A 26239-nucleotide genomic window follows, 5' to 3' on the forward strand; every position below is an offset into this window, starting at 1 on the left:
CAGACCTCTTCTATAATTGGCTCTTCGTCATTTAATTTATTTGTTTCTTGGCACAAAGCTGAAAAGCAACCCACGGACGATATGATCAAAAACAGAAAACCCTAACTTTCATAATACTTTATTCTAATTAAACAAAACGTTCAGTGTATGACTCGTTTCAATACGCAATATAAGTCTTAAGCCGGATGCAGAAAATAGCTTCCTTTTTACAACGATTCAAGTGCTTTGTATTTTTCCCAGTCCTCTTTTAATTTTGAAAGTAAAACTGTAAAACCTTCACTATCCTTTAAAGATTTTAAATTCGGATCTGAATTGTATAAAGGATAATTTGGAAACCCTTTATTGGCTGCTTTTTCAAGCCAGTTTAAAGATTCTTTCTTTTCGCCTAACAAAGCCGAAGCAACACCTAAATAATAGTAAATATGATGCGCATGGATATAATCATTTGTGTTTTCTTGAGCCAAGGCCATTTTTTGTAAAGCTTCATTTTTCTCTCCCTTGCTGGAAAGGATTATGGCATATACACTATTTATATGAGGACTATTTGGATAGTCGATTAAGTTTTCTTTTAACAATTCGATGGCTTTATCGTGTTGATTAAGATAAAAATACGTCAAGGCTTTAAAGGCATGAGTTGGTTCCGGCGCAAAACTTTTAGGGATTTTATTAAATTCATTAAGAGCGTCCTCGTAATTTCCTTGAAAAAGAAATATTTCTCCAATAAACCTTCGTGCCCTATAGTTGCCTGGGTCTAGCGAAATACTTTTTTGAGCGTTTTTATTTGCTTTGTCAAAAAGCCCAATGTGTAATTGAATCAAAGCTATTTGCTCATAAGTTTGACTAATTGTCGAATCCTTAGCAATCGCTTTATTAAATTCCCTCAAAGCTTCTTCATGAGCAAAATTATGACTTGGACTCCAATAAAATTGCCCTTGTATGATATGAGGATTTGCAAGATCAGGGTCTAATTGCAAAGCTTTTCCCGCAGCGGCATAAGCTTCCTCCTCCCATTTGGTGTTTGGGTCAAAGGAAAGGTTTTTTCTCATGTATGCACTACCTAAATTATTATATGCCATGGCAAACAGTGAATCATGCTTAATGGCTTTTTGGTAATTCTCAATGGCTAAATTAATATCGGCAAGTGATTGTTTTTTATGATAAAACTCTCCTCTTTTATAAAAGTCAAGAGCAATCATATTTGTTGTAAAATTCTTCGGTTCATTTATTGAATCTTTGGCCGTTTTATTTGTTTTAAGATCTTCTTCTTTTGTTTTGCTTTTGACAGGATTCAGGATCAAAATAGCTATTGGTGTTATAACAATAAGAAAGAATAAGCCATATATTAATCCGGCACTTTTTGAATCATCAGAATTAATACTCTCATTCTTTTTTAAACCATCAGATGTGATTTGAAAAGCCCATGAAAAAAGCAACCAAAATGGAAAACCAATAAACATACTTACAGTGATTGTTTTTAATACCCATTTTGGGGAATCAACCATTGGTAATAAAATGGAAAATACCTGAAGCAATATCCAGGCAACAGCCAAATAAGCCAGGGCAGTCTTAAAAACATTCCGCCTTTTTAATTCCTTAACAACTTTTTTAAAATCCAAATGATATTTTGATTATAATTTTCAATTTTATTACACGAAACATTTAGTCTATGGCAAGCATTGCATTAGAAAGCAATAAACTTTCGTGTTTGCTATATACGGCCTTGTAATCTGTTTTTTATTCGTTTTATATTACAAACCCTACAATGCTGTATGCTAGAATATTCGCCAATCCATGCGAAATCCAGCCGGGAATAATACTGCCATTTGCAATTTTTTCATTAAGATATACAGACACATAAGCTCCAGTTGAAGGAATAATAAATATTGCGATCAAGAAAATTATGTTGCTTGTTACTAAAGCAAATAAAGCAGTGTGAATAACTCCGAATATAGCAGCCTGGATTACATTCCCTTTTTGATACCCTGCAACACTAATAAGTCTTTTTGCTATAAATCCTCTAAACAATACTTCTTCAGCAAATGAAGTCTTAAATAAGGCAATTACAATCAAAATAAATAATGATTCTATCCCAAATCCCATCTGTCTGAATTTACCCGTTATACTATTGGGGTCAAACATGAGTTCTTTGAAATCAGCATTGGTTAGTGTTAGTATTAACATTGGTGTTGCAAATAACAGACAAGCAACAACGGCAAGATAATTTGCTTTTTTTGTTGATTTCTTTAATCCAATATATTCTAAAAAGCCTTTCGCTGATTTATTCTTTATCAGATAAACTAAAAATGGGACCAGAGTAAAAACTAAAATCTGCAGTATAGCTCCAATTGATTCGTTTATCATAAACTATCTCTTTTTATTATAAAACTGCTCAGTATCATTAAGAGCGGGTTTTCAAAATAATTCATGTTCAATATACACAGATTTCTATTAACGGCTAACATCTTCATATTCGATGCCTTAACTCTGATTTCATCTGTAAAAAGATAGTCCCTGATATTAATATTGTACTTGCCACTAACTGGTTAATAAACTCATATAGCTTTTATAACCCTTTTTAGATCCATCTGCCATCACTTGTTGTCATCCGTTTTTGGATCAATTAACCTGTCACGATTGTTTATTTTTAATTTTTATTTAGTTCTAAATCTATTTCTCTAACTAATTCTTTCATCGGAGGTATCAGTGAATTAATCAAATCAGTTACGTCTTTTGATGTCTTTGAAGACCAACTCAATAAAGACAGAAAATCCTGATTTGTTTTAAGGTCCACATTTTTCATCCTATTATAAATATATAATACATTGTCCTCTTTTAATTCAATTTGAATACTATCTTTTAATCGGTTTTCATGCTTTTTACTTTCAGTATTATATTCATTCATGAATATAGTAATAAGACCAGTAGTCCTGGGCAGCATAAATTCGTACGTATCAATAATCTTATTTCTTAATGAATCGTTACTTATTTTATCAATTCCTGTGGATTTTAAAGCTTCAAATGGGCCTCGATTGTAAGTTATTTGCAAACCCCGATTCAGGCCTGAGAAATGATAATTGATGCTGTCCCTATAAATGGAATCTGTCCTGAGGTAATTTTCAAAAAACCGCGTTGCCTGTTTTACTCTGCCCAACCTTCCTGTGATTAAATGATTATTGAAAAAATCAATATCTTTAATCAGCACATTTCTAATTTCAGTCAGCATTTTCTTTTCAAAAGTTCGTTCTTTTTTTGCCTCATTCCAGTTATTGATTTGCAAAGCAATCAGAATACCTATTACCACCAACACTATCTCTCCAACAGCATAACGCAGATATTTTAGAGGTTTGTTGTCATCTGCCAGTTTTTTACGGATTTTACGAAAAAAGTTAATCATTGAATTATTAGTTGGTTTTTAATGAAGCACAACAGTCTGGTATGTGAGTATGTAAATGGCTTCACCATGTTGTTAGGCTTTCATTATTCTTTTTTAAATTTTATATATATCTCTTTCATACAATCAATCAGATTTTTTTAATTCTTCCCTCACAAGGTGCAACATTCTTTGGTTTTCTTCTCTGTGATCATTGATCAAGTTTATAAAGTAATCACGTTGGCCTTGAGTTTTATTGATTAGGGCAATAAAATAATAGTCTTGCAGTATTTGGTCCGGTTCAAAAGGTATATAAAATACTTCGTTTTCGTCCTTATTAAACTTCTGGACAAAATGTTCGTCTATGAACTTTTCCCTGTCTGCCTTGTCTACATCACCCCACTCCAATTCGACATGAAAACGCGGTTGTCTTTCCTCAAAAAATATACTTAATTCTTTTTTCAGACTGTCATTCCGGATAATTTCGAAACCACTGGCTTTAATAGATTCATATCCCATATCGGAAAGTCTAAATCCGGATGTATTCATCAGAGCGGGATGGAACATCACAGAAAGGGAATCGTGGTATGGCATTTTTTGGTCGAGGACCTTTATGATATGCTGCCCCTCGTCACGGAAAAAGTTGATAAAACGAATTCGATACTTCATCAGATCCTCGTTCTGTGCTAAATTATCAGCCAAATTCTCCAGCAGTTTTTTCTCCAATACCCTGTCTTTTCTGCCTTCATTCCAATTATTGATTTGCAGAGCAATCAAAATTCCGATTACGACAAGTACAATTTCGCCAATAGCATAAAGAAGATATTTCTTGAATTTGTTTTCAGAGAGCAGTTCTTGTCTGATTTTTCTAAAGAATTTTATCATTGGTTATTCGTTGGTTATAATGAAGCACAATGTTTATGCATAAGATTAGTGGCGTGGCCAGGCACTGAATTTAATGAACAAATACTTGTCAGAGAAAAATTCAGCAGAAATTTTCCAGGGAAGCCAGAACCAAGGCATTAATTTTATGCTTTGTTGGTTGTGGTTTTTAATTTTAATAAACAGAAAAAGTTTTAATCATTTTCCTTTCAACTGCATTCGGAATTTCAGAGATTAGTACATAACTTCCTTTTTCCAGAGTTACCTCAAAATAACCAGTTTTCCCGGATGGCAAATCTTCAACTCCTCCCAAAAACAATAGCCCTTCAGGTTCAGGTGTCCTAAATGCCTTAAAGTCAACTATATTTAACCAATTACTCAAATCAATTATTAAGCTGTCGTTTTCAATCTTAACTAAATTAACATCATGTCCCATTAAATGTTCATATTGTTTTTGGTCCTCAAATTTTACCGCAAGCATGTAATTTCCTGCTTTAATTGAGTCAATAAATGAGATTCCTTTTTCACTTGAGATGCCTATATTGAAATCAGCTATTGGAGGTTTATTACCATTGGATTCTTTACTTACTTTAAGCTCTTTAACCATGCCCATAAAAACATGTCCTAAGCCATTTGGCATCCTTACATAGCATTCCATAACATAAGTTCCGGGTTCAAGAAATATTGTCGATTTGGATATTGTTTTCTTTGAGGTCAATCCGACTCCACCAGCCAATTCTACTTTATAAAACCATTGTGGTATTTTTTCAAATTCCTTAATTCCAGCTTCCATTTCTCCTTTTTCAAAATGCTCAAATGCAGAAATAAAAGGTGGAAATATATCTTTTTTGTAAGTTTCTAATCCCAATGTATCAGGCATTTTTTCTAGAATAAAAAAGTGTGGTTCTATTGATTTGTTTATATATTTAAATGTAGTCCAACCAGATTTAACTTCATCCACCATTTCGAAATCCATTCCATTTGTTATAACCTCAACATAATTTTTTTCTGAATCTATTTCATTTCCTAATGTTTTAGTTTCTTTTTTCTCTTGACACGAAGCCAAAACTATGAACGCTAATATTGTAAAAATTAATATTGAGTTTTTGTATTTTAATTTCATATTGTTAAATTTTAATCAAATCACTTTCAACTGGATAATAAACTCATATAGCGTTTATATCTCTTTTTTAAAACCATCTACCATCATTTGTTGTTTTGCATTTTTGACTCAATTAACCCATCACGATTGTTCCTGATTTTTTGCAAAAAAAAAGTATTTCCACCTAAACAATGCATCCCGGCAACCAGAGATGCCTAAAGATATACAAAAATAGGAAAGCTAAAAATAAAGGTTTCACCTCTACCATAAATGTTATGTAAAACTATCTTTTGACCAAAACGTGACCAAACCCCTTTGGCCATCTGTGATGATCTGCTAGAAAAAGATAAAAAAAAGTCGCTTTTGGGCGACTCTCTGCTTCCTGCTTTCGCGGGAATAACTTGTGTTTTTTAACAATAGCTGTTACATGGCCTCAACAAATAAACCTTCATCGATTTTACTTACCACAGCCAGCTTGTTCTTTGTCAAGCCTTTAATCGTTTTATCCCAGTCATGGGAACTTTTATTATTCTGTCCAAATCGGATCAGTATTTATTCCATGGCAGCTGTTACACTGTCCGGATGTTATGCTTGAATTCATGTGTTTTGTAACAGAGTTACCTTCAACCGAGGTGTAAATCCCATCTCCATAATCGAGGTTTTCAGTTGTATAAAAATTGCCATAATTATCAACTTGAATGGTTAGCTTTAAATCACCTGTGCCGTTAGGACCTGTAAATAATTTAACCGTTGCATTTGGAAAAGTTGATTTTTTCGAACTGTCATATACCGTACCTGCTGTTGTAAACCATCCTTCTCCAGATCCACCAGATTCATGGCAATTCATACAATTTTGCCCTTCCATGTGACTCTCTGTTGAATTATAAGTACTTATTTTGGTTTCGTTCTCATTCTCATCATCTTGCTCGCATGATTGAAATGAAATCACTGATATGATCATCACGATTAAAATATTTAAACCTCTTCTTTTCATGAATTTATTTAATTCGGGTATTTGTATAAAACTATTATTTAGCCTCCTTCCAATTTAAGAACCAGTTAAAGGTATAGAAACTGAAACAAATCGTATATGTATTATGACTAAATTTTTATTTCTACTTTACCATGAACAGTTAAGTATATTCATGTAATAGTCTCATCCGGCCCAGTCGCTAAAAATATCTTCAGGACATTTTCTTGATGCGCTGTCCATTAAAGGAGTTGATCATTAAAGAATTTAGGTAAAATATAAGAAAATCCAAGCAACTCCATTTACTCATACTATTCCGTGTTTTAAAAATCATTCAAGTGACCAAAACGTGACCAGATCCATGTGGCCATCTGTGATAATCTGCTAGAAAAAGGCATAAAAAAAAGAGTCGCCCAAAAGCAACTCTCTGCTTCCTGCTTTCGCGGGAATAACTTGTGTTTTTTAACCTTAGCCGTTACATGGCCTCAACAAATAAACCTTCATCAGTTTTAGTTACAGCAGCCAGCTTGTTCTTTGTCAGGCCTTTAATCGTTTTGTCCCACTTTTTATTGGATAAGCCCGATTGGGTCTTAAGATCTCCCAGCTCTATTTTTTCTGCCGCCTGTAACATTTTTAAAACGGCTTTTTCATCCTCATTCAGCTCAATGGTTTTGGCAGCTTTTGTTTCGGGTTTCATTTGGGGAAAGAACAGTACTTCCTGAATCGATGCATTATTGGTCAAAAACATAACCAACCTGTCGATTCCAATACCGATACCCGAAGTCGGCGGCATACCATATTCCAAAGCCCTTACAAAGTCCATATCGATAAACATAGCCTCATCATCTCCCTTTTCAGATAAATTCAACTGATCCTGAAACCTTTCCAACTGATCAATGGGGTCGTTTAATTCAGAATAAGCATTGGCCAGTTCCTTTCCATTTACCAGCAATTCAAACCTTTCGGTCAATTCAGGATTGTCACGATGCTCCTTACAAAGGGGGCTCATCTCTTTTGGATAATCTATGATAAAAGTCGGCTGTATATAATGATGTTCACATTTCTCCCCAAAAAGTTCATCGATCAACTTGCCTTTTCCCATGGTCTCATCAACCTCTATCCCAATTTTGGTGCAAACTTCTCTTAATTCCACCTCGTCCATTCCGGCAACGTCATACCCCGTGTGTTCTTTAATGGCCGATAAAATAGGAATTCTGGCATAAGGAGCTTTAAAATTGACAATGTTTTCTCCTACCCGGGCTTCATATGAACCATTTGCGTCAACCGCCACTTTTTCAAGCAACTCTTCGGTCATTTCCATCATCCAGTGATAATCTTTATAGGCTACGTATAACTCCATCACAGTAAATTCGGGGTTATGTGTTCGGTCCATTCCTTCATTTCGAAAATCCTTGGAAAACTCGTACACAGCATCAAATCCTCCAACAATCAGTCTTTTTAAATACAACTCGTTGGCGATTCTCATATACAAGGGCATATCCAATGCGTTGTGATGAGTGATAAACGGCCTTGCAGCTGCTCCACCCGGAATAGGTTGCAAAATAGGTGTCTCAACTTCTAAATAACCCCTGTCATTAAAAAACTGACGTATCGAATTTGTAATCTTTGTCCTTTTTAAAAAGGTGTCCTTTACATGATCATTCACCATCAAATCCACGTAACGCTGACGGTATCTCATTTCGGCATCGCTAAAGGCATCATGTGCTTTCCCGTCTGCATCAACTTTGACTATTGGCATAGGCTTTAAAGCTTTAGACAATACCGTAAGTTCTTTTACCATGATAGAAGTCTCCCCTACCTGGGTCTTGAATACTGTTCCTTTAACCCCAATAATATCTCCAATGTCTAAAAGTTTCTTAAAAACCTCATTGTACATGGTTTTATCTTCCCCGGGACAAAGCTCATCCCTATTGATATAGATCTGCATCCTGCCACTTCCATCCTTCAGTTCAGCAAATGAGGCTTTGCCCATTATCCTTCGGCTCATGATTCTACCGGCCAATACAATCTCCTTGCCTTCGAGAGATTCAAAATTGCTGACCACTTCTTTAATCGTTGAAGTCGTCTTAAACTGCGCAGCAGGGTAAGGATTAATACCTAAATCACGTAATTTCTTTAATGAGTCTCTACGAACCATTTCCTGTTCTGATAATTGCATTTTCTATAAGTTTTGAAAAATTGGTCGCAAAGATACGGGGAATCAATGATATATTGAATTAATGATATAATGAAAAATCGATATAATATGTTAATGCGCCACATATTCAACGATCAGTATGTGTTCTCAAAAGATTAAATTGTAACGAAAACAGTAAAATTGCGTCAAGTAATCAAAATAAATTAACGAATTTTGTAATCTCAAACAATTATTTAAAATGAGCATTTGGAGGGTACTTTTATCGATTTTATTTCCGCCTTTGGCAGTCATTGACAAGGGATGCGGAAGCGTGGTAATCGTTTTCATTTTAACCCTTTGCGCGTGGATTCCGGGAGTGATAGGAGCCTTGATCATATTAAATAATCCTAAATACAGCTGATGAATCGGGTTATTTATAAAGACCTTGGATCCATGGATTACAAAGAAGCATGGGATTATCAAAATGAGCTTTTTCAAGGCATCATAGATATTAAACTCGCGAATCGAAGTCGCGATGTAAAAGAGATAAGCCCTAATTATTTTTTATTTACCGAACACCCACCGGTCTATACGCTGGGTAAAAGCGGCGATCTTTCCAACCTCCTTCTTAACGAAGAACAATTGAAGCAGAAAGGCATCTCATTTTTTAAATCCAACCGCGGAGGCGACATCACCTTTCACGGGCCCGAACAAATTGTAGGATACCCGATTATTGACCTGGAAGCATTTAAACCCGACATCAGGTGGTATATGCGCAGTTTGGAAGAAGTCATTATAAAAACTATTGCAAATTACTCGCTTAAGGGGGTTCGCAGCGACGGTGAAACAGGCGTTTGGCTCGATGTGGGGACTCCCTTTGCCAGAAAAATATGTGCGCTTGGGGTTAGAACTTCGAGATGGGTGACCATGCATGGTTTTGCCTTAAACGTCAATACAAACCTTGGATACTTTGACCATATCATCCCCTGCGGAATAAGGGGTAAAGCAGTTACCTCAATGGAGGCTGAACTCAATCGAAAAATTCCTGTTGAAGAAGTGAAGTCGCTGATACAGGAAAATTTTGAAAAAGTTTTTGGGGCGAAATTGACCAATGATGTAAAAATCTGATCACCTTGTAAAAACAGCGGTTTTTTAGTATACTAAGTCGTTTCTTCGTTAAAATACACCTTATAAAATTTCATTTTCTTTTCTTCGTCATAGCCTAATTCAAGGTATTCCGAAGAAGCGTCCGGAGCCTCCACATCCAGTTTGATCTGAATATGCGTATCCAGTTTGATCTCTGTTTTCAATTTTTGTTTTTGCTTTTTCAAAACAGATTCCGATACATGGAATTGATTTCGGATTAACACTTCCCTGTCAGATTCAAAAAGCTTCTTATAGTCATCAAATAAATCTTTTTGATCTTCATCTTCAAAAACCTCTTCCTTAAAATCATGAATGTTCACCGTGTCATTCTCCTTAAGGTAGTCAATGGTTTTGGCTAAAAAATGACTCTGTTCCTGTGTACTGTAATCTGTCTTCAGAACTTCATTGGAAAAATCTTTGCACATTTCGATATACGACTGTGTATGATTGTTCTTGTCATCTGCAAATTTTACATGCAAGAAATTTTTGATCCAGTATTGGGCATCGTAATTATTATTGTCAACACTCAGGACAACCATACCTTCGTCATCCTGGTAATTTACGATTAAACAGCCCTTATCAATCTTTTTTGTGCTGATGCCTTTTTGCACAACTACATCCAGGCTATCCCCTTCCATATAGGTTTGGAAGAAATTTGTTTTGCTTTCTATTTTAAAGATCCCCAATGCATTTGTGTGCACCTCATTAAATTCTATATCTTCAAAAAGGGCCACAATGACGTCTCCTGTCTTGATCTGTGCCGAATTGGATTGTTCGAACAGGTGTAAAACAATATTCTTGGATGCTTCTATAAAGAATTCTTCTTCTTTGAACAAGCGCTGTGAATAACTGTTGATCTCGTTCAAATTGATATCCGCATGATGATCGAACCTGAAACTTTCGGTTAGATTGCCAAAAGGCTTTAACAAGTAAGGCAACATAAGGTTATAACTGTCTTCGTCAAAAACTACAGGTCCTTCAGAAAATACATTGCGTGTATCGTTGAATTTGTTGCCGATTTTATGGATGATCAATTTAGGGATGCTGGCCTTGGTTCTTTTAATCATGTAATGGTTTTTTTAGGAGCTGCAATGATACGATTTTAGAAGAATTTATCGGGTTCCGGGGATAAAAAAATCTCACCTACAAAGAAGCAGAAAGATTTTTATCATATGTGAGATCAGGTTTGATCGGAGTACTTTAATTTACAAATTACTCCTCAGAAATAATCTGACACGCTTTAAAAAAAATTACAGGTCCAGTTTTAACTGATCAGGTAAAAGCCTAAAGCTTTTCCTGTGGTGTAAGCATGAACCAAATTCCTTGAGAGCCATTCGGTGTTCTTCAGTGGGATAGCCTTTATTCCTGGCCCAATTATATACCGGAAAATCGTCGTGGATTTTCTCCATATAATCATCTCTGTAAGTTTTGGCCAGTATGGAAGCTGCGGCAATGTTCAGGAATTTACCATCACCTTTTACGATTGTCTGATGCGGAATACTGAAATAATCCTTAAACCTGTTTCCGTCTACAACAATAAACTCCGGACTAATAGCCATGGCCTCAATTGATTTGTGCATGGCCAGAATCGAAGCGTTAAGGATGTTTATCTGATCAATCTTATCCTGATACACAAAAGCGACCCCAAAAGCCAGCGCTTCCTTTTCAATGATCGGCCTGAGATAACGCCGCTTTTTGTCGGATAGCTGCTTGGAGTCATTTAAAAGTTCATGCTCAAAATGATCGGGAAGAATTACGGCAGCTGCAACCACAGGCCCTGATAAACAACCTCTTCCGGCCTCATCAGTCCCCGCTTCATATTGATGGGATGAATACTTTAATTCGAGCATAATAAAGATCTTTTCAAAAATACGGAACCCGAAACAAATAGGATGATATAATATGCTCAAAAATTTTACCTTTGTCTTCAATTAAAATTATCCATGTTAAGGAAGCTTCCCATTCTAATTTTGCTATTTATTTCGGCTGTTGGCTGGGCTCAAATCAATGACGGACAGCTCAACACTTTAGACAACAGGTATATTGATGAATACGGAGACACTGCCAAGGTCTATACCAAAGAAGTTGAGATAGAACTTAGCGACAAAACTTATTATCACGACTATAAGATCATTGATTATAAAATGGATACCACCTATGTTGATACCACGCTCAACATCAAAAAGTACTATAAATTCAATGTTGAACGAAAAGATGATTTCGAGCTGATGCCTTTTCACAACCCGGGACAAGCCTATAACCAGCTTGCTTACACATTTGAAGGGACCGGTACTTATCCCAAAATAGGTGCAAGGGCGCAGCATTACGATTATTACGAGGTTGAGGATATCAAATATTACAGTGTCCCGACACCTACTACAGAATTAATGTGGTCAACCGTTCTCGAACAAGGGCACCTTTTGGATGCGCTTTTTACTTTTAATCTCTCAAGGCAATTTAATGCTTCATTGAGTTTTAAGAGTCTTCGTTCATTGGGTAAATACAGACATTCATTAACAGATCATGGAGCGGCCAGGATCACCATGAGCTATCACACTAAAAACAAAAAATACTTTATCAGGGGGCACCTGCTGTCACAAGACATCAACAATGATCAAAACGGAGGATTAACAGAACAATCCCTTTTCTATTTTGAAACAGCCGAAGTCAATTTTAAAGACAGGGCAAGAATGGAGACCAATTTTACCGATGCCATATCTGTAATAAGAGGCAATCGCTATTATTTTGATCAATTCTACGTGCTTTGGGATAAAAAAGACAGTTTAAAATCAATTCCATCTGATCTTAAAATAGGCCATCAGTTTAATTTTGAAAGAAAGCATTATGAGTATGAGCAGGATAATGCAAATGATATGTTCGGGCAGGCCTTTTTTAGCAGTATTGACGATGACGCCAAGTATTCTAAATTTTACAATGAAGCCTATATCTCATTAAACTCACCAATCACCTTGGGTGAAGTTAGGTTCAAAGTCAACAATTACCAATACAATTACAGTTATAAAAGCATTGTGATCACCGAGGATGGCGTAATAGATTCTAAACTCGAAGGAAATAGTTTTGCCCTTGGTGGTGAATGGCATACCCAATTCAAAAAGTTTAATCTTGATGTTGACGCTTCACAGATCATTTCAGGCAACCTCACCGGGCACGCTTATTCTGCGATGGCAAGTTTTAAAACCGATAGTGTTTTTGCAGTCAATGCCAGGGTTTTTAGCAATAGCCGATCCCCTAACTTTAATTACCTTTTGAATCAAAGTGACTATAAAAGCTATAATTGGCAAAATGACTTTAATAATCAGGAAATTAACGGTATAGATTTTGTTTTTGATTCCGATAAATGGATTTTTGCTTCGGCACACCTCGCCAACATTGATAACTATTTGTATTTTGACAAGGATGTAATCACTGGTCAAACAGCACCGATGCAGGCATCACAAGCTGTAAATTATTTTAAGATCAAGTTGAGCAAGGAAATCAGGTTTGGTAAATTTGCATTGGATAATCAATTCATCTATCAAAAAGTAACAAATGGTGAAGATGTGATGAGGGTGCCTGATTTTATCACCAGAAATACCTTTTATTATGCGAACCATGTATTCAAAGGGAAACCCCTGTATCTGGAAACCGGGGTTACCTTTAGTTATTTCAGCAAATACCTGATGAATAGTTACAATCCAGTGCTTGCTGAATTTTATTTACAGAATGACCAGGAATACGGAGGCTATCCTCTGCTTGATTTCTTTGTTAATTTCAGGGTAAAGACAATGAGGGTGTTTTTCAAACTTGAACATTTTAATTCAGGCTTTAGCGACAACAATTACTATTCAGCGCCAACCTATCCTTACAGAGATTTTGTGATCAGGTTTGGTCTGGTCTGGAATTTCTTTATCTGATGATTAGCGCATTGTCCTGCTTTTTAGCAAAAAACAAAATAACTTGATCACTTAAATTTTTTATGCAACAAGAACTTCACATACAGGTTTCTCCCGAAACAGCGCATAACGAAGATCAGTTAAAGTCTTATGTGTCAAAACAAATTGGCCTGTCCAAAAATGAGATCAGTCATATTGAAATCTTAAAACGCTCCATTGACGCTCGTCAAAAATCTGTCAAAATCAATTTAAAAGTCAAGGTGTTTCAAAATGAAACACCAGTTCCGAGAGAAATAGACCTTCCCGAATTTAAAGACGTCAGTTCTTCTGAAGAGGTTCTTGTTATAGGAGCCGGGCCTGCCGGATTATTTGCCGCTTTAAAACTTATTGAAAATGGTTTAAAGCCCGTTATCCTGGAGCGTGGAAAAGACATAAGGGAAAGAAGAAGGGACCTGGCGGCCATTACAAAACACCACCTGGTCAATGAAGACTCAAACTATTGCTTTGGAGAAGGTGGAGCCGGAACCTATTCGGATGGAAAACTGTATACACGCTCAAAAAAAAGGGGTGATGTCAATCGTATTCTCAACCTGTTGATCGCCCATGGAGCCAACCCGGATATCGCCATCAATGCACATCCTCATATAGGAACCAATAAATTGCCTAAAATCATCCAGGCGATAAGAGAGACGATTCTTCAATATGGCGGAAAAATCCTTTTCAATACAAAAGTTATTGATATCCTTATTAAAAATGGTGAAATCGATGGAGTAGAAACAGAATCAGGACAAGTTATACATGCCAGAAAAGTAATTTTGGCCACGGGTCATTCAGCCCGGGATATTTTTGAACTCTTGCATAAAAAAAAGATTCATATTGAGGCTAAGCCATTTGCCCTGGGAGTACGAGTTGAACATTCACAAGAACTGATTGATCAGATCCAGTACCATTGTACCACAAGAGGTGAATATTTGCCCCCCGCACCTTATAGTGTCGTAAAACAGGTCAATAACCGCGGCGTTTATTCATTTTGCATGTGCCCCGGAGGGGTTATCGCGCCTTGTGCGACAGCTCCCGGGGAAGTTGTAACCAACGGATGGTCACCGAGTAAAAGGGACCAGCCTACTTCAAATTCGGGTATCGTTGTTTCACTTGATCTCAAAGATTTTGAACCCTATAAAGAATATGGCGCCTTGAGTGGGCTTCAATTTCAAAAAGAAATCGAACAGAAAGCCTGGAGGCTAGGTGGAAAAACGCAGAAAGTTCCGGCTCAAAGGCTTGTTGATTTTACCGAAAACAGGCTGTCTGATGATATCCCAAAAACGTCGTATCAACCCGGAACAACCAGCGTTGAACTTGGAGCACTATTGCCGAAATTTATTCATGGCACCCTGCAGGAAGGATTTAAACTATTTGACCAATCCATGAGGGGATATCTAACGAACGAGGCAGTAGTCCATGCACCCGAATCGAGAACATCATCTCCTGTAAGAATCCCCAGGGATCCAAAAACTCTTGAACACATTCAGGTCAAAGGACTTTATCCTTGCGGCGAAGGCGCAGGTTATGCCGGGGGCATCATTTCGGCCGCAATAGACGGTGAAAAATGTGCTGAACAGGTGAAGGCTTCGCTTGCGAGGTGATCGGAAGTGAGGCGATCGGAAGTGAGGCGATGAGAAGTGAGGTGATGAGTAAAGAGGGTGTGACTTAAGTCAAACCTTAGTTTAAGCCTTTCATTTCAGCTGTTTTATCTTGATGTGCAAAGCAGCAAACAAGAGCGTCATAAACGGGCTCAACCAATTAAATATTGCATAGACAAAATATTCTCCAACACTTACACCCAGCACGCCTGACTGATAGGCTCCACAGGTATTCCAGGGAACGAGCACTGATGTTACCGTTCCGGAATCTTCCAAGGTACGGCTGAGATTTTCAGGTGCCAGGTTTCTTTCTTCATAGGCCTTTTTAAACATTTTACCCGGGACCACAATCGCCAGGTACTGGTCAGAAGCCGTTACGTTAAGTGCCAGACAGGTTACCACGGTACTGGCAAACAAACCAAAGACCGTATGCGCCATCTTCAACAGTGCTGCACTAATGGTCGACAAAGCTCCAATGGCATCCATCACGCCGCCAAAAACCATGGCACAAATAATGAGCCAAATGGTTCCCAACATCCCATACATACCTCCTGAAGAAAACAGGTCGTTTAACTCAGGATTATTTGTCTCGACGGAAGTATCAACCGTGATCGCATTCATGACACCCTGATAGGCAGCCCGGAAATCAAGTTGCTCCGCTCCTGCTATTTTCATGACAATATCGGGTTGAAATATGATGGCAAAAACACCTCCCAATAAAGTACCGATCAGCAAAGCGATCAAGGGTTGAGTCTTGCGAATGATTAGCGCTATTACCGCCACGGGAACTAAAAACAACCATCCGTTAATATGAAAAGATTCTTTTATCGAACTCAAAATCGCCTCAGTATCGGCTGTACCTGTCGTGTCAAATGTGAATCCTAAAACAATAAATACGATCAAAGTCACGATAATGGTAGGAACCGTTGTAAAGGCCATATAGCGAATATGGGTAAAAAGATCGGTGCCGGCCATTGCTGGAGCCAAATTAGTTGTATCTGATAAAGGAGACATTTTATCACCAAAATAAGCGCCTGATAACACGGCTCCCGCAACCATTCCCAGGGGTATGCCCAATGCCCCTCCTATTCCTATCAAAGCGATACCCACCGTTGCCGAGGTTGTCCAGGAACTTCCTGTTGCAATTGAAATCACTGCACAAATCACAACAGTAGCCGGTAAAAAGATGGTCGGATTCAAAAGTTTTAACCCGTAAAAGATCATCGTAGGGATAACTCCACTAATGAGCCAGGTTCCTGCCAGAGCTCCAACAAAAAGCAAAATCAATAATGCACCTGTAGTTGACCTTATATTGTTTGCGATCTCTTCGATCATTCTCTTATAGGTCACTTTATTAAAAAACCCTACCACTGCAGCTACTGCTCCCCCAAGGAGAAGGATAAACTGGTTGGATCCGCTCAAAGCATCATCGCCATAAACAAAAACGTTGTAAGCAAGCATTCCAATAAGCGCTAATACAGGAATCAAAGCTTCGTAAATATTGAGTTCCTTGTTCCTTATAATCTTATCATCCATAAAAAAATCAATTGATTCTGTAATGTTACACAAAAACCACGACTTACAAAAACCAAATAGAATCCATTAATTTCACCACAAACTCTAAAACCAAAAAACAATGAAAAAATCAATTAACTATTTTTTACTGGGAGCTTTAACTGTTGGATTATTTGCCTTTGTTAAAAAGGACAACAATGTCGATACAGGATTTAAAAACTCCTTTACGGAAACGCTTAAAAATGCCAAAGCCTACACACTTGAAGTGGCAGAAAAAATGCCGGCCGAAGATTATACCTTTAAACCGCATGACTCCGTAAGAACATTTGGTGAGCAAATAGCCCATATCGGAATGTCGTCAAAGTTATTAAATACTATGTTTATCAAAGGAGAACAAGTTGATTTTGACCCTGCTGAAGGAGCAAAATTAGAAAAAATCACTGGTGCTTCAAAAGAAGATTGCATCAAAATGATCAATGCAAACTTCGACGAGGTAATAGCTACCATTGAAGCTATGAGCGATACAGATTTACAAGGCACATTTGTGTTTGGTTTTGCCTCAAATAAACCTGAATTGACAAAAGAACAAGGCTTTCTTTTTATACGTGATCACGTTACACATCACAGAGCTCAAGCCATTACATATTTGCGTATCAAAGGTCATGATGCGCCTCAATACAGGCCTTTTTAAGCGTTGATTATAAGAAAGTTAAACCCATTCTTTAAAAAGAATGGGTTTTTTATTGCTTTAAAAACAGTAAACTAAGACGAATTCCCCCAGAAATCTTGTGTTTTTTCATGTCCTGACGCAACCCCAGGGTCATTTTGGTATCTTATTGACAAATCCCCCGGACTATGAAACTTGAATATTCTATATTGGAGCATTTAAGTAATAACGATAATGGAAGATTTATTGATGTTACTTTTATCGAAGATGACTATGACTCTTTAATCAGTGCATTGGACGAATTAAAGGGAAAGAATATGATCTTGATTGAGAAGAACACTGGAAGAGATTTCGAAGCTTTTGGAATCGGAAATGACAGGAAAAAATCAGTTAAGGCCAAGATTCAGATGAATGGAAGAGTGCATTTTCATGCGATAAAAAGTAAAAACAGTGGAACTTCTGGAATCGACAGAAGGAAAAACAGATGGAGTTTGAGTTATTTTTTTACTTTTTAAATACAACATATGACATAACATTTACTCAAGATTAATCTTAGGATTATAGATCGGGGTTTGATTTATCAGGCCCTTTTTTTGTGCCTTCATTTGTCAGTTTTCATATTATGCTGCCCAATTATTTTTGATCCGGATACCGTTTTCAACCTGTTCTTTTAAATCCTTATATTTGACAGGTTGCTTATAAAGCCTTTCTTGGCTCTGATGCAGGATTTTTCAAGTTTGTTATGAATCATAACCATGAGCCTTTTAAAAAAAGTAAGAAGTTTGAGAATTTATTCAGTCTCAGTTTTTTATTGCTTATTTTCTTTTCGATTGGACAGATAAGGGCTCAAAAAGTGTTCAATGTTGAAACACACGCTGAAGGTAGCATTGAACTTGCAGCTGGAATAAATATCAAGAAAGTGAATTCGGGGTATACCCTATGGCTTCCCGAGACAGATTCTGTTAAAGGCCTGGTTCTATTTACACATGCCAGAAGGGATACTGTTAATGATGATCTTTTGATAAAAGAAGCACTCAAGGAGCAATTAGCAGTGATGTATGCCACAACGGATAATCGATTGGAATTCTTTTTTTCGAATGACCGCCTTAAAGAAATAGAAAATTACCTTCAAACTGTAGTTGAAAACCATAGGATTCCAAAAGAGAATATCCTCTTTTGTGGAATGTCGTTAGAAGGGACCAGGGCCCTTAAATTAGCTATTTTTGGTGCTTCCGAAAATTCCGAGTTTCATTTAAGGCCAAGAGCGATTGCCATTTGTGACGCTCCTCTGGATTTTGTCAGGTTTTATCAGGAAATGGTCAAAGCAAAAGATTTAAAATTTAGTCCTGTCGCTGAAAATGAGGGAACCTGGGTGTCAGAATATCTTTATAAGAATCTTCAGGGAAGTCCTAAGGAGGCATTTCAAAACTACGTTTATTATTCACCTTTTTGTTATTCTGCGAATGGAGGAGTTCATTTAGGGGAATTTAAAAACATTGCTGTTAGAGCTTATACCGAACCAGATGTAAACTGGTGGATTGATAACAGGAGAAAAGATTATTACGGAATGAATGCAATAGATTTGGCGGCCTTTATAAACATGCTTAAAATTAACGGGAATAAAGAAGCAGAACTTATCTTAACCAACAATAAAGGATATGATGATTTGGGAAACAGGCATCCGCATAACTGGAATATTGTAGACGAAAAACAGCTGATCCAATGGTTTAGCAGACTTATCAATTAATTGATTTTTTAAAACAACGCAACAAGGATATATGAAAAAGCTTATCATATTTTTAATTTTTATAGGATGTTCTAAAATTCTGGCTCAACAGATAGATTATCAATTGGAAACCACTATTCACTATTATGCTGATTCAGTTCAAATAAATGATGCCTATGTAAAAGAGCGATGTATTCTTGATCTATATTATCCCAAAAACATGGCATCTTTTGCCACAATCGTCTGGTTTCACGGAGGCGGACTCACCGGAGGACAGAAAGAAATTCCCGAGGCTTTGAAACAAAAGGGTGTTGCTGTAATCGGAGTGAATTACAGGTTATATCCTAAAGTAAAAGCACCTGTATATATAGAAGATGCGGCAGCCGCAGTAGCTTGGGCATTTAAAAATATTGCCTCCTATGGAGGAGACCCGAATGCTATTTTTATTTCCGGTCATTCTGCAGGAGGTTATTTGGCGAGTATGGTGGGCCTTGACAAAAAATACCTGGGCCAACATGGTATCGATGCCAATAAAATAGCGGGATTAATTCCCTTTAGTGGCCATACCATTACCCATTTCACCGTTCGGAAGGAAAGGGGGATTGAAGGCACACAACCGATTATTGATGAACTTGCTCCTTTGTTTCACGTAAGACCGGATGCATCGCCCCTTCTCATGATCACGGGAGATCGTGACATGGAACTTTTGGGACGCTACGAGGAGAATGCCTATATGATGAGAATGATGAAGGTTGCAGGGCATAAGAATACGCGTCTTATGGAAATTGATGGCTATGGACATGGAATGACATATCCCGCTTTTCCATTATTAATTAATGAAGTCAAAGGAATTTTGGATGAAAAGGATTAAATTACACCCTCTAATAAACCCTAAGTTTTCATTTAAAAAATCCTCGTTTCCCATATGAAAAATAATTCGGTCCTTATCGCTCTTTTACTGGCTGCAGCGATCATCATAGCAGGATATTTTATTGGCAATATGCATAAAACAGCACAGGAATTTAATCGGTTTGTACAGGTCAAAGGCCTGTCTGAAAGAGAGGTTCAAGCTGATTTGGCCGTATGGCCCATCCATGTAATCCTGTCAGGTAACGACTTAAGGCCTTTAAAAGATCAAATTCAAAATCAAAACCAGCAGGTCTATCAATTCTTTCTTGATCACGGTTTTACAGATCAGGAACTCACCAAAGGAATGGTCAATATCAGTGATGCCGCAAGTAATTTATACAATAATAACCAGTACAGCGGTTTCAGGTATGTGGCAAAATCCGAATTTACGGTGAGAACCAAAGACATTAAAAAATTACATAAGGCGCTAAGTGAATCCTTAAGCCTAATGTCAAATGGTATCGTTTTAGGATCAAAAAATGAATGGCGGCCTGTTGAATATATATTTACGGGCCTTAACGAGCTTAAGCCATCGATGATTGAAGAGGCGACGAAAAATGCAAGGCAGGTTGCAGAGAAATTTGCCAGGGATTCAGACGCTGAAGTCGGACCCATAAGAATTGCACGGCAAGGATTGTTTTCGATTAATGACAGGGATCAGAATACGCCTGAGATCAAGATAATCAGAGTAGTCTCTACCATTGATTTTCAACTTATTAACTAAACTATATAACCATGCCTGCCTTTGTAATTGTTGAAATTGAAATCCATGATCAGGAACTTTATAAAACCTATACCCTCTTGACTCCCCCCTCAATTGCCTCTTTTCAGGGTGAATTTGTGGTGAGAGGCGGAGAAACAACTATCCTTGAGGGAGACTGGCAGCCAAAACGACTCGTTGTGTTAAAATTTCCTTCTGTAAAAATGGCCAATTCATGGTGGCATTCCACGGAGTACATGAAAGCAAGAAAAATCAGGCAGCAGGCGGCAACAACCAGAATGATCATCGTTAAAGGAGTTTGAGAACCGATATAAAAAGTTAATGAAGATGAGATCTAATGACATTTAAGACCGAAAAAAATGAATGAAAGAAAACAAAAAATGTACCAGATCGATGCCTTTGCAAATACTGTTTTCGAAGGTAATCCTGCTGCCGTATGTATTTTAGACAATTGGCTGGATGCAGGGCTTATGCAAAGGATTGCCGCGGAAAATAATTTGGCCGAAACTGCCTTCGCGGTAAAAAGAACGACGGATTATGAAATCAGGTGGTTTACACCAACCACCGAAGTAGCACTTTGCGGACATGCCACCCTGGCCACGGCTTATGTTTTGTTTCATTATTATAAGTATCAAAATGACAAGCTGCTTTTCTATTCCCGGCAAAGCGGACAACTTTCTGTCAGCAAAAATAAAGACTTGTTAACACTTGATTTTCCTAAGGATGTCATCAAAAAAGTAACACCTCCTCAAGATATTATCGATGCCTTTCACAAAAAGCCACTTGAAGTTTATAAAGGGAAAACCGATTATCTTCTCGTTTATCAGTCACAGAAAGATATCGAAGAAAGTGACCCTAATCATCATATACTGAAGAAATCAGACGCCAGGGGTGTGATCATTACTGCACCAGGTGATGAAGTTGACTTTGTTTCGAGGTTCTTCGCGCCAGGTTCAGGAGTTGATGAAGACCCTGTAACGGGTTCGGCGCATACGACACTAACACCTTTTTGGAGTCAAAAACTGGGAAAAAGCACCATGAGAGCACAGCAACTTTCGAAGAGAAAGGGAGAACTGCTATGCGAGAATGCAGGTGACAGGGTCAAAATATCAGGAAAAGCAGTTCCATATTTAAGCGGTGAAATTTATATTTAGCAAGTAACTTTAAAACTCATAAAAAAGACTCTTTATCCAGGTTGGAATTAATTTTCGGATAACAAAAGTCTTATAAATCATGTCGAAACTACCAAAGGAACACCGGTTTATTGATCTTTCAGATTATGGAAGGCCTATTGCAATAGTTATCGCTACATCTCTTAAAAACACTGCGGTAACTCCTGTTCATATAACCCTTGCATTTACTGTGTTCGGTCTTATAGCCATTATGTGTATGTTACAAGGTTATTATTGGGCCGCGGCATTTTTCTATATTTTTAAATCTATTTTAGATGCCGCAGACGGAGAATTGGCGAGAATAAAGCATACGCCTTCATATACCGGCCGGTATTTGGATTCTATAGCAGATATCATTTTAAATTTCCTCATCTTTTCGGGACTGTATTTCTTAACCGAGACCAGTGTCATATTTGCTTTGTTAGCATTTATAGGGCTTCAATTGCAGGGAACATTATATAATTATTACTATGTGATTTTGAGAAATAAATTTGACGGTGACAAAACCAGCAGGATTATTGAAAACAAAACGCCCGTTGCCATGGCCGGTGAAAAACAAAAAAATGTAGATGTTTTATTTCGTATCTATAGAATCCTCTATGGAAAATTTGATGAGTTTATTTTTATGCTGGACCCCAAAGCCTCTAAAACCAATTCGTTTCCAAATTGGTTTATGACCGCAGTTTCAACTTTTGGTTTAGGATTTCAGTTATTGATCATTAGCGTCATGCTGGTATTGGGATGGAAAGAATTCATTATTCCTTTTTTTATTTTTTATTCCCTTTTCATTTTTGTTTTTATAGGGGTGAGAAAAATCTGGCTTGATTGATGATTTGAACCAGTGAAGACCTGGATTGATGTCATTGACTTGAATTCTCTTTGTGATGAACTTTAAGCTGAGCAAAATTAAGCTTATAAAAGCTAAGCATATTAGATCGGGAATTCCATGGTCCCGAAGGAGTCAATACTTTCAATTATTATTTTAAGCCTCAAAACTTTGGATATATTGTTGCCTGGCTTTTTCCATATTTTCTAAAATTTCACCTTGTAATTCAACAATGGTTTTCTTTTTACTTTTCTTTATAAAAAATATGTACCGTATCATTCTTCTAAATCTCTTAATACCTGCATAATAATACATCGCAACATAACCAGCTACTGGCATGATGCAAAAAAGGATCAAACTATGCCAAAAATCATCGCTTATATAGGTTCTGAACAACCAAATTATGATTCCATAAAAAAGGGGGAAAGTTATGAGTCCCGTAATCATTTGAACAGGGGCCCGATATGAAATATCCAGTTTTAAGGTCTTAAATATTCTTGCAGTAAGCATATAAGGCAGGTAATTCGAAAACAATCCCAAGATATACATGGGCAACAGAACCAGAAATTTCAAGAGTGAAGTCACATATTCAAGCGGCTTGTTTTTTCCTCTTATATTCTTGGAGACGGTGGCCGGCGTTATTCTTTCTTCTTTCAATAGTTTAAAAAACAAAACTAGTTTTTCCTGTGTATCGAGGTATAGTCCTAAATTTTCCTTTTGTAAAAATCGCAGGGCTTTTGAAACCTGATTTCTCAATTCTAACGACAATTTGGGGTTTTTCTCCAAATCAGCTTTTGTCGCATAGAATGCAGTATAAAACTGATGTGCCGCTAACAGGAATTCCTCTTGTTCCTTTCCGGAGGTATGAGGAATGATTTCCGCAAGTTCTTTTCTAATGGCTTCAGTCAGCTGCAAAACTGCATCAAACTCTTTCGATTCATAGGCCTGCTTATAATCACTCACCGCCAAGGGCTCACAAACCGTTATAGACACCACACTTCTGAACTGAATGGAATCTGAGTAGTCCAAGGCGATTGGAATGATTTTTAAATCCCCCTTAAAACGCTTCAGTTCCTCAAAACTCAGTGCAATCCTTGCTGTACCTGTTTTGATTTCGCGTAGTTTCAGTTCGTAATAACTGGTCCCTTCAGGAAAAATAAGCAAAGTTCCCTGCTGCCCCAAATAGTCATGACATTTAGCAAAAGCCATTTTGTTGTCCGGCTTTTCCCCGGGTTTGATATCCTTCTTCCTGTATATTGGTATCACGTGAAAATAGCTGAATACCTTAGAGACAAAATTGTTCACAAAAATACCTGCGTTTGCAACAAAACCAATTCTATTGCCGGTTATGGCTGCAATAAGCAAAGGATCCATAAAGGTATTTGGATGATTCGCCACAAGAATCAGCGGGCCGGTGTCAGGAATATGCTTCCTCCCTGTTACCACTATTTTCTTAAAAAAAAAGAAAAGAGAAACCTTAATAATCTGTTTTAAAAAATTGTAAATCACGCCAGGTTCTTCTTAAGGTTAGCCATTTGAAGCACTATAAAACCAGTGATAAAAAACAATGACATAAAAACCATGCTATAGCGCATACTTCCTGTAACCTGATCGATAAATCCGTAAGACAATGATCCTATTACAATCGCCATCTTTTCAGTGATGTCATAAAAACTAAAAAAAGACGCCGTATCTTTTGTTTCAAAAGGAATTAACTTCGAATAGGTTGACCTTGACATAGACTGAATACCTCCCATTACAAAGCCCAGAAAGGCCGCCAGGGTGTAAAAGGAGATTTTATCTTTCAGAAAATAACCAGATATACAAACAAAGGTCCAGATGAGCAAGGTTGTACTGATGGCAAATCCATTACCCCTCAGCTTTGACAACCAGGCAAAAAAGAAAGCCCCGCCTATGGCCAGTATTTGTACAATCAACACGATATAAATCATTTCATCAGCACCCATGCCTATTTCCTTATCAGCAAACAAAGGCGCCAACAACATAACGGTTTGAACACCCATACTGAATAAAAAAAACGAATAAAGAAAACGTTTCATGACCCTCTTGTCTTTTATTACTCCCCATACCTTCTTTAATTCCTTTGCGCCATTACCCAAAATTTGAAAAGTTATTGATTTTCTGCTATTACTATCTTTTAAATAATAAAATGCTATTTGAGCAAAGCCCAGCCACCAGACTCCAACCAGGATAAATCCGAATCGAGTTGCAGAACTGCCATTATCAAAACCAAAAACTTCAAAATTTTGATACAGAACCAGGTTAATGATCAACAGGATCACACTTCCGATATAACCCATGGCAAATCCCCTTGCACTCACACTATCCATTCTGTCCTTGGTCGCTATTTCTGGTAAAAACCCATTGTAGAATACCAAAGAACCTGCAAAGCCAATACTGGCCATCACAGAACAGCTAATACCGTATTCAACATTCTCCCCTGTAAAGAAATAAAGGCCTATACAGGCTAAGGAGCCCATATAGGTGAAAAACTGCATAAAGCGCTTTTTTAACCCTCCGTAATCAGCGATACCCGATAAAATTGGAGAAATAAATACAATAACTAAAAATGAAAAAGAGATGGCATATGAATAGAGTACCGAATTTTTAACACTCAGGTTAAAAAAATCAACGATTTCTCCACCATAGGCTTCCTGGGTTGTTCCCAGGTAATAAATCGGAAATATAGCTGTGGTAACGATAAGGTTATAAACTGAATTGGCCCAGTCAAATGAAGTCCATGCATTTATAAGTTTCGAGTTGTTTTTTTCCAGCATAATAGTTGAATTGATCATCAGAATTTAAATGAATTATGGGTCAATATACCTAAAAAAAATAGGTTTAGAAGAAAGGCATTAATGAAGCCCAAATCCAATCAGATTCATAAAGGGCCATAAGGATTCTAAACCTATTGATTATCATTCTTATTTGTTTTCGGGAACTTTCTCTTTGTTTTCAATAAAACTTTTATCCCGGGTGTTTTTTTGCACGGCGATGGCTGCAAAAAGGCTCAATGTATAAGACATGCCATAAAATCCTTTTTCACTCAACAGCAAATCTGCATTCCAAAGCCCTATAATCAGCAATAAAACAGCACTCAATACAGAGACCCAGCTTATTCCATAATACATGTCGGTTACCTTTAAACCTTCCAACCGGTCCCTCACGCTTTTTTGAACTGAGACCGCCGAAAACAATCCAAAAAGCAAAACAGTAAAGTAATATCCTTGCTCGTTGAGCATCATTTCTGAGTTCCATAATCCGGTACAATAACAAATAACCCCTGCCAACAGAGCGATCCAAGAGGCTCCGATAAAAGCCGGTGTTGGTTTTTGATTAAATTCCCTTTCTGCTCCTTTGGAAGAAAGCGCTTCTTTCGATGCGGTTTTCTCTTCCGCAGTATTGTCTGTCTTAAAATTGTAATCCATAATAATCTGTTTAATGGTTAAATTATATGATTCAAAATTGCGGTATATGATTTAAATGTCAAAATCATAATTTTACTAATACTTACGTTATAATAATTAATTATATTTACATTT

At 37.2% G+C, this 26239-nt stretch carries 25 protein-coding genes; 12 read left to right on the forward strand and 13 right to left on the reverse strand.

Annotated elements, in window-relative coordinates; translation table 11 throughout:
- Nucleotides 1-206: 206 nt before the first annotated feature.
- From AABB81_RS08850 to lysS, 7 genes are all read right to left on the reverse strand, one after another.
- Nucleotides 207-1616 (reverse strand): tetratricopeptide repeat protein, encoded by a 1410-nt coding sequence (locus tag AABB81_RS08850; protein WP_342160014.1) that lies wholly within the window; start codon nucleotides 1614-1616, stop codon nucleotides 207-209.
- A 127-nt stretch (nucleotides 1617-1743) separates the two neighbouring features.
- Complete coding sequence (locus AABB81_RS08855) at nucleotides 1744-2361, reverse strand: CPBP family intramembrane glutamic endopeptidase (protein ID WP_342160016.1); 618 nt, start codon at nucleotides 2359-2361, stop codon at nucleotides 1744-1746.
- 283 nt (nucleotides 2362-2644) lie between these two features.
- Nucleotides 2645-3277 (reverse strand): hypothetical protein, encoded by a 633-nt coding sequence (locus AABB81_RS08860; protein ID WP_425287336.1) that lies wholly within the window; start codon nucleotides 3275-3277, stop codon nucleotides 2645-2647.
- Between the two features lie 240 nt (nucleotides 3278-3517).
- Nucleotides 3518-4255 (reverse strand): DUF6090 family protein, encoded by a 738-nt coding sequence (locus AABB81_RS08865; protein WP_342160020.1) that lies wholly within the window; start codon nucleotides 4253-4255, stop codon nucleotides 3518-3520.
- Nucleotides 4256-4427: 172 nt separating this feature from the next.
- Complete coding sequence (locus AABB81_RS08870; protein ID WP_342160022.1) at nucleotides 4428-5375, reverse strand: hypothetical protein; 948 nt, start codon at nucleotides 5373-5375, stop codon at nucleotides 4428-4430.
- Nucleotides 5376-5880: 505 nt separating this feature from the next.
- Nucleotides 5881-6348 (reverse strand): hypothetical protein, encoded by a 468-nt coding sequence (locus AABB81_RS08875; RefSeq protein WP_342160023.1) that lies wholly within the window; start codon nucleotides 6346-6348, stop codon nucleotides 5881-5883.
- Nucleotides 6349-6799: 451 nt separating this feature from the next.
- Nucleotides 6800-8503 carry a lysine--tRNA ligase gene (lysS, locus tag AABB81_RS08880; RefSeq protein ID WP_342160024.1) on the reverse strand — a complete coding sequence of 568 codons (1704 nt, stop codon included), beginning with the start codon at nucleotides 8501-8503 and terminating at the stop codon, nucleotides 6800-6802.
- A gap of 217 nt (nucleotides 8504-8720) precedes the next feature.
- On the opposite strand from lysS, the gene AABB81_RS08885 reads away from it, so the two are divergent.
- Both AABB81_RS08885 and lipB read left to right on the forward strand, forming a co-directional pair.
- Entirely contained in the window at nucleotides 8721-8882 is a 162-nt protein-coding gene (locus tag AABB81_RS08885; RefSeq protein WP_302043618.1) for a YqaE/Pmp3 family membrane protein, read from the forward strand.
- Nucleotides 8882-9589: a lipoyl(octanoyl) transferase LipB gene (gene lipB / locus AABB81_RS08890; RefSeq protein ID WP_342160026.1), complete on the forward strand. Its 708-nt coding sequence runs from the start codon at nucleotides 8882-8884 to the stop codon at nucleotides 9587-9589. Before AABB81_RS08885 ends, lipB begins: the two co-directional genes overlap by 1 nt.
- Nucleotides 9590-9621: 32 nt before the next feature.
- On the opposite strand, the gene AABB81_RS08895 is transcribed toward lipB, so the two are convergent.
- Nucleotides 9622-10674 carry a nucleoid-associated protein gene (locus tag AABB81_RS08895; protein WP_342160027.1) on the reverse strand — a complete coding sequence of 351 codons (1053 nt, stop codon included), beginning with the start codon at nucleotides 10672-10674 and terminating at the stop codon, nucleotides 9622-9624.
- Nucleotides 10675-10857: 183 nt separating this feature from the next.
- A complete protein-coding gene (locus tag AABB81_RS08900; RefSeq protein ID WP_342160028.1) occupies nucleotides 10858-11457 on the reverse strand; it encodes a ribonuclease HII in 600 nt (199 codons plus the stop codon).
- Nucleotides 11458-11550: 93 nt separating this feature from the next.
- Here AABB81_RS08900 and AABB81_RS08905 point away from each other — a divergent pair, with 93 nt between their 5' ends.
- On the forward strand, nucleotides 11551-13521 hold the full coding sequence (locus AABB81_RS08905) for a putative porin (RefSeq protein ID WP_342160030.1): 1971 nt from the start codon (nucleotides 11551-11553) through the stop codon (nucleotides 13519-13521).
- A 62-nt stretch (nucleotides 13522-13583) separates the two neighbouring features.
- Nucleotides 13584-15143: an NAD(P)/FAD-dependent oxidoreductase gene (locus AABB81_RS08910; protein WP_342160031.1), complete on the forward strand. Its 1560-nt coding sequence runs from the start codon at nucleotides 13584-13586 to the stop codon at nucleotides 15141-15143.
- A 90-nt stretch (nucleotides 15144-15233) separates the two neighbouring features.
- On the opposite strand, the gene nhaC is transcribed toward AABB81_RS08910, so the two are convergent.
- On the reverse strand, nucleotides 15234-16676 hold the full coding sequence (nhaC, locus tag AABB81_RS08915; protein WP_342160032.1) for a Na+/H+ antiporter NhaC: 1443 nt from the start codon (nucleotides 16674-16676) through the stop codon (nucleotides 15234-15236).
- 100 nt (nucleotides 16677-16776) lie between these two features.
- On the opposite strand from nhaC, the gene AABB81_RS08920 reads away from it, so the two are divergent.
- The 8 genes from AABB81_RS08920 to AABB81_RS08955 all read left to right on the forward strand — a co-directional run bounded on the left by AABB81_RS08920 (nucleotide 16777) and on the right by AABB81_RS08955 (nucleotide 22679).
- Nucleotides 16777-17346 carry a DinB family protein gene (locus AABB81_RS08920; RefSeq protein WP_342160033.1) on the forward strand — a complete coding sequence of 190 codons (570 nt, stop codon included), beginning with the start codon at nucleotides 16777-16779 and terminating at the stop codon, nucleotides 17344-17346.
- A 164-nt stretch (nucleotides 17347-17510) separates the two neighbouring features.
- Nucleotides 17511-17837 (forward strand): hypothetical protein, encoded by a 327-nt coding sequence (locus AABB81_RS08925; protein WP_342160034.1) that lies wholly within the window; start codon nucleotides 17511-17513, stop codon nucleotides 17835-17837.
- Between the two features lie 227 nt (nucleotides 17838-18064).
- Nucleotides 18065-19069 carry a hypothetical protein gene (locus tag AABB81_RS08930; RefSeq protein ID WP_342160035.1) on the forward strand — a complete coding sequence of 335 codons (1005 nt, stop codon included), beginning with the start codon at nucleotides 18065-18067 and terminating at the stop codon, nucleotides 19067-19069.
- A gap of 31 nt (nucleotides 19070-19100) precedes the next feature.
- The gene (locus AABB81_RS08935) at nucleotides 19101-19919 is read left to right on the forward strand and encodes an alpha/beta hydrolase (RefSeq protein ID WP_342160036.1); all 819 of its coding nucleotides are present in this window, start codon (nucleotides 19101-19103) and stop codon (nucleotides 19917-19919) included.
- Between the two features lie 54 nt (nucleotides 19920-19973).
- Nucleotides 19974-20681: an SIMPL domain-containing protein gene (locus AABB81_RS08940; RefSeq protein ID WP_342160037.1), complete on the forward strand. Its 708-nt coding sequence runs from the start codon at nucleotides 19974-19976 to the stop codon at nucleotides 20679-20681.
- Between the two features lie 11 nt (nucleotides 20682-20692).
- A complete protein-coding gene (locus AABB81_RS08945; protein WP_342160038.1) occupies nucleotides 20693-20980 on the forward strand; it encodes a DUF1330 domain-containing protein in 288 nt (95 codons plus the stop codon).
- Between the two features lie 57 nt (nucleotides 20981-21037).
- Complete coding sequence (locus AABB81_RS08950; protein ID WP_342160039.1) at nucleotides 21038-21832, forward strand: PhzF family phenazine biosynthesis protein; 795 nt, start codon at nucleotides 21038-21040, stop codon at nucleotides 21830-21832.
- 79 nt (nucleotides 21833-21911) lie between these two features.
- Nucleotides 21912-22679, forward strand: a complete 768-nt coding sequence (locus AABB81_RS08955) for a CDP-alcohol phosphatidyltransferase family protein (RefSeq protein ID WP_342160040.1) — start codon at nucleotides 21912-21914, stop codon at nucleotides 22677-22679.
- Between the two features lie 153 nt (nucleotides 22680-22832).
- Here the strand turns inward: AABB81_RS08955 and AABB81_RS08960 are convergent, their stop codons facing one another.
- The 3 genes from AABB81_RS08960 to yiaA all read right to left on the reverse strand — a co-directional run bounded on the left by AABB81_RS08960 (nucleotide 22833) and on the right by yiaA (nucleotide 26125).
- Complete coding sequence (locus AABB81_RS08960) at nucleotides 22833-24185, reverse strand: 1-acyl-sn-glycerol-3-phosphate acyltransferase (RefSeq protein ID WP_342160042.1); 1353 nt, start codon at nucleotides 24183-24185, stop codon at nucleotides 22833-22835.
- Nucleotides 24182-25492 carry an MFS transporter gene (locus AABB81_RS08965; RefSeq protein ID WP_342160043.1) on the reverse strand — a complete coding sequence of 437 codons (1311 nt, stop codon included), beginning with the start codon at nucleotides 25490-25492 and terminating at the stop codon, nucleotides 24182-24184. The genes AABB81_RS08960 and AABB81_RS08965 overlap by 4 nt, the downstream gene beginning before the upstream one ends.
- A 129-nt stretch (nucleotides 25493-25621) precedes the next feature.
- Complete coding sequence (gene yiaA, locus AABB81_RS08970) at nucleotides 25622-26125, reverse strand: inner membrane protein YiaA (protein ID WP_342160044.1); 504 nt, start codon at nucleotides 26123-26125, stop codon at nucleotides 25622-25624.
- Nucleotides 26126-26239: the final 114 nt, after the last annotated feature.

It is taken from the genome of Lutimonas vermicola, from assembly GCF_038433205.1.
GTDB classification, from domain to species: domain Bacteria; phylum Bacteroidota; class Bacteroidia; order Flavobacteriales; family Flavobacteriaceae; genus Lutimonas; species Lutimonas vermicola.

What these genes read in the sequence shown, in the direction of transcription:
- AABB81_RS08855 (WP_342160016.1), bottom strand. Translation starts at nt 2,361, where the DNA reads ATGATAAACGAATCAATTGGAGCTATACTGCAGATTTTAGTTTTTACT.
- AABB81_RS08865 (WP_342160020.1), bottom strand. Translation starts at nt 4,255, where the DNA reads ATGATAAAATTCTTTAGAAAAATCAGACAAGAACTGCTCTCTGAAAAC.
- AABB81_RS08870 (WP_342160022.1), bottom strand. Translation starts at nt 5,375, where the DNA reads ATGAAATTAAAATACAAAAACTCAATATTAATTTTTACAATATTAGCG.
- AABB81_RS08875 (WP_342160023.1), bottom strand. Translation starts at nt 6,348, where the DNA reads ATGAAAAGAAGAGGTTTAAATATTTTAATCGTGATGATCATATCAGTG.
- lysS (WP_342160024.1), bottom strand. Translation starts at nt 8,503, where the DNA reads ATGCAATTATCAGAACAGGAAATGGTTCGTAGAGACTCATTAAAGAAA.
- AABB81_RS08885 (WP_302043618.1), top strand. Translation starts at nt 8,721, where the DNA reads ATGAGCATTTGGAGGGTACTTTTATCGATTTTATTTCCGCCTTTGGCA.
- lipB (WP_342160026.1), top strand. Translation starts at nt 8,882, where the DNA reads ATGAATCGGGTTATTTATAAAGACCTTGGATCCATGGATTACAAAGAA.
- AABB81_RS08895 (WP_342160027.1), bottom strand. Translation starts at nt 10,674, where the DNA reads ATGATTAAAAGAACCAAGGCCAGCATCCCTAAATTGATCATCCATAAA.
- AABB81_RS08900 (WP_342160028.1), bottom strand. Translation starts at nt 11,457, where the DNA reads ATGCTCGAATTAAAGTATTCATCCCATCAATATGAAGCGGGGACTGAT.
- AABB81_RS08905 (WP_342160030.1), top strand. Translation starts at nt 11,551, where the DNA reads ATGTTAAGGAAGCTTCCCATTCTAATTTTGCTATTTATTTCGGCTGTT.
- AABB81_RS08910 (WP_342160031.1), top strand. Translation starts at nt 13,584, where the DNA reads ATGCAACAAGAACTTCACATACAGGTTTCTCCCGAAACAGCGCATAAC.
- nhaC (WP_342160032.1), bottom strand. Translation starts at nt 16,676, where the DNA reads ATGGATGATAAGATTATAAGGAACAAGGAACTCAATATTTACGAAGCT.
- AABB81_RS08920 (WP_342160033.1), top strand. Translation starts at nt 16,777, where the DNA reads ATGAAAAAATCAATTAACTATTTTTTACTGGGAGCTTTAACTGTTGGA.
- AABB81_RS08925 (WP_342160034.1), top strand. Translation starts at nt 17,511, where the DNA reads ATGAAACTTGAATATTCTATATTGGAGCATTTAAGTAATAACGATAAT.
- AABB81_RS08930 (WP_342160035.1), top strand. Translation starts at nt 18,065, where the DNA reads ATGAATCATAACCATGAGCCTTTTAAAAAAAGTAAGAAGTTTGAGAAT.
- AABB81_RS08935 (WP_342160036.1), top strand. Translation starts at nt 19,101, where the DNA reads ATGAAAAAGCTTATCATATTTTTAATTTTTATAGGATGTTCTAAAATT.
- AABB81_RS08940 (WP_342160037.1), top strand. Translation starts at nt 19,974, where the DNA reads ATGAAAAATAATTCGGTCCTTATCGCTCTTTTACTGGCTGCAGCGATC.
- AABB81_RS08945 (WP_342160038.1), top strand. Translation starts at nt 20,693, where the DNA reads ATGCCTGCCTTTGTAATTGTTGAAATTGAAATCCATGATCAGGAACTT.
- AABB81_RS08950 (WP_342160039.1), top strand. Translation starts at nt 21,038, where the DNA reads ATGAATGAAAGAAAACAAAAAATGTACCAGATCGATGCCTTTGCAAAT.
- AABB81_RS08955 (WP_342160040.1), top strand. Translation starts at nt 21,912, where the DNA reads ATGTCGAAACTACCAAAGGAACACCGGTTTATTGATCTTTCAGATTAT.
- AABB81_RS08965 (WP_342160043.1), bottom strand. Translation starts at nt 25,492, where the DNA reads ATGATCAATTCAACTATTATGCTGGAAAAAAACAACTCGAAACTTATA.
- yiaA (WP_342160044.1), bottom strand. Translation starts at nt 26,125, where the DNA reads ATGGATTACAATTTTAAGACAGACAATACTGCGGAAGAGAAAACCGCA.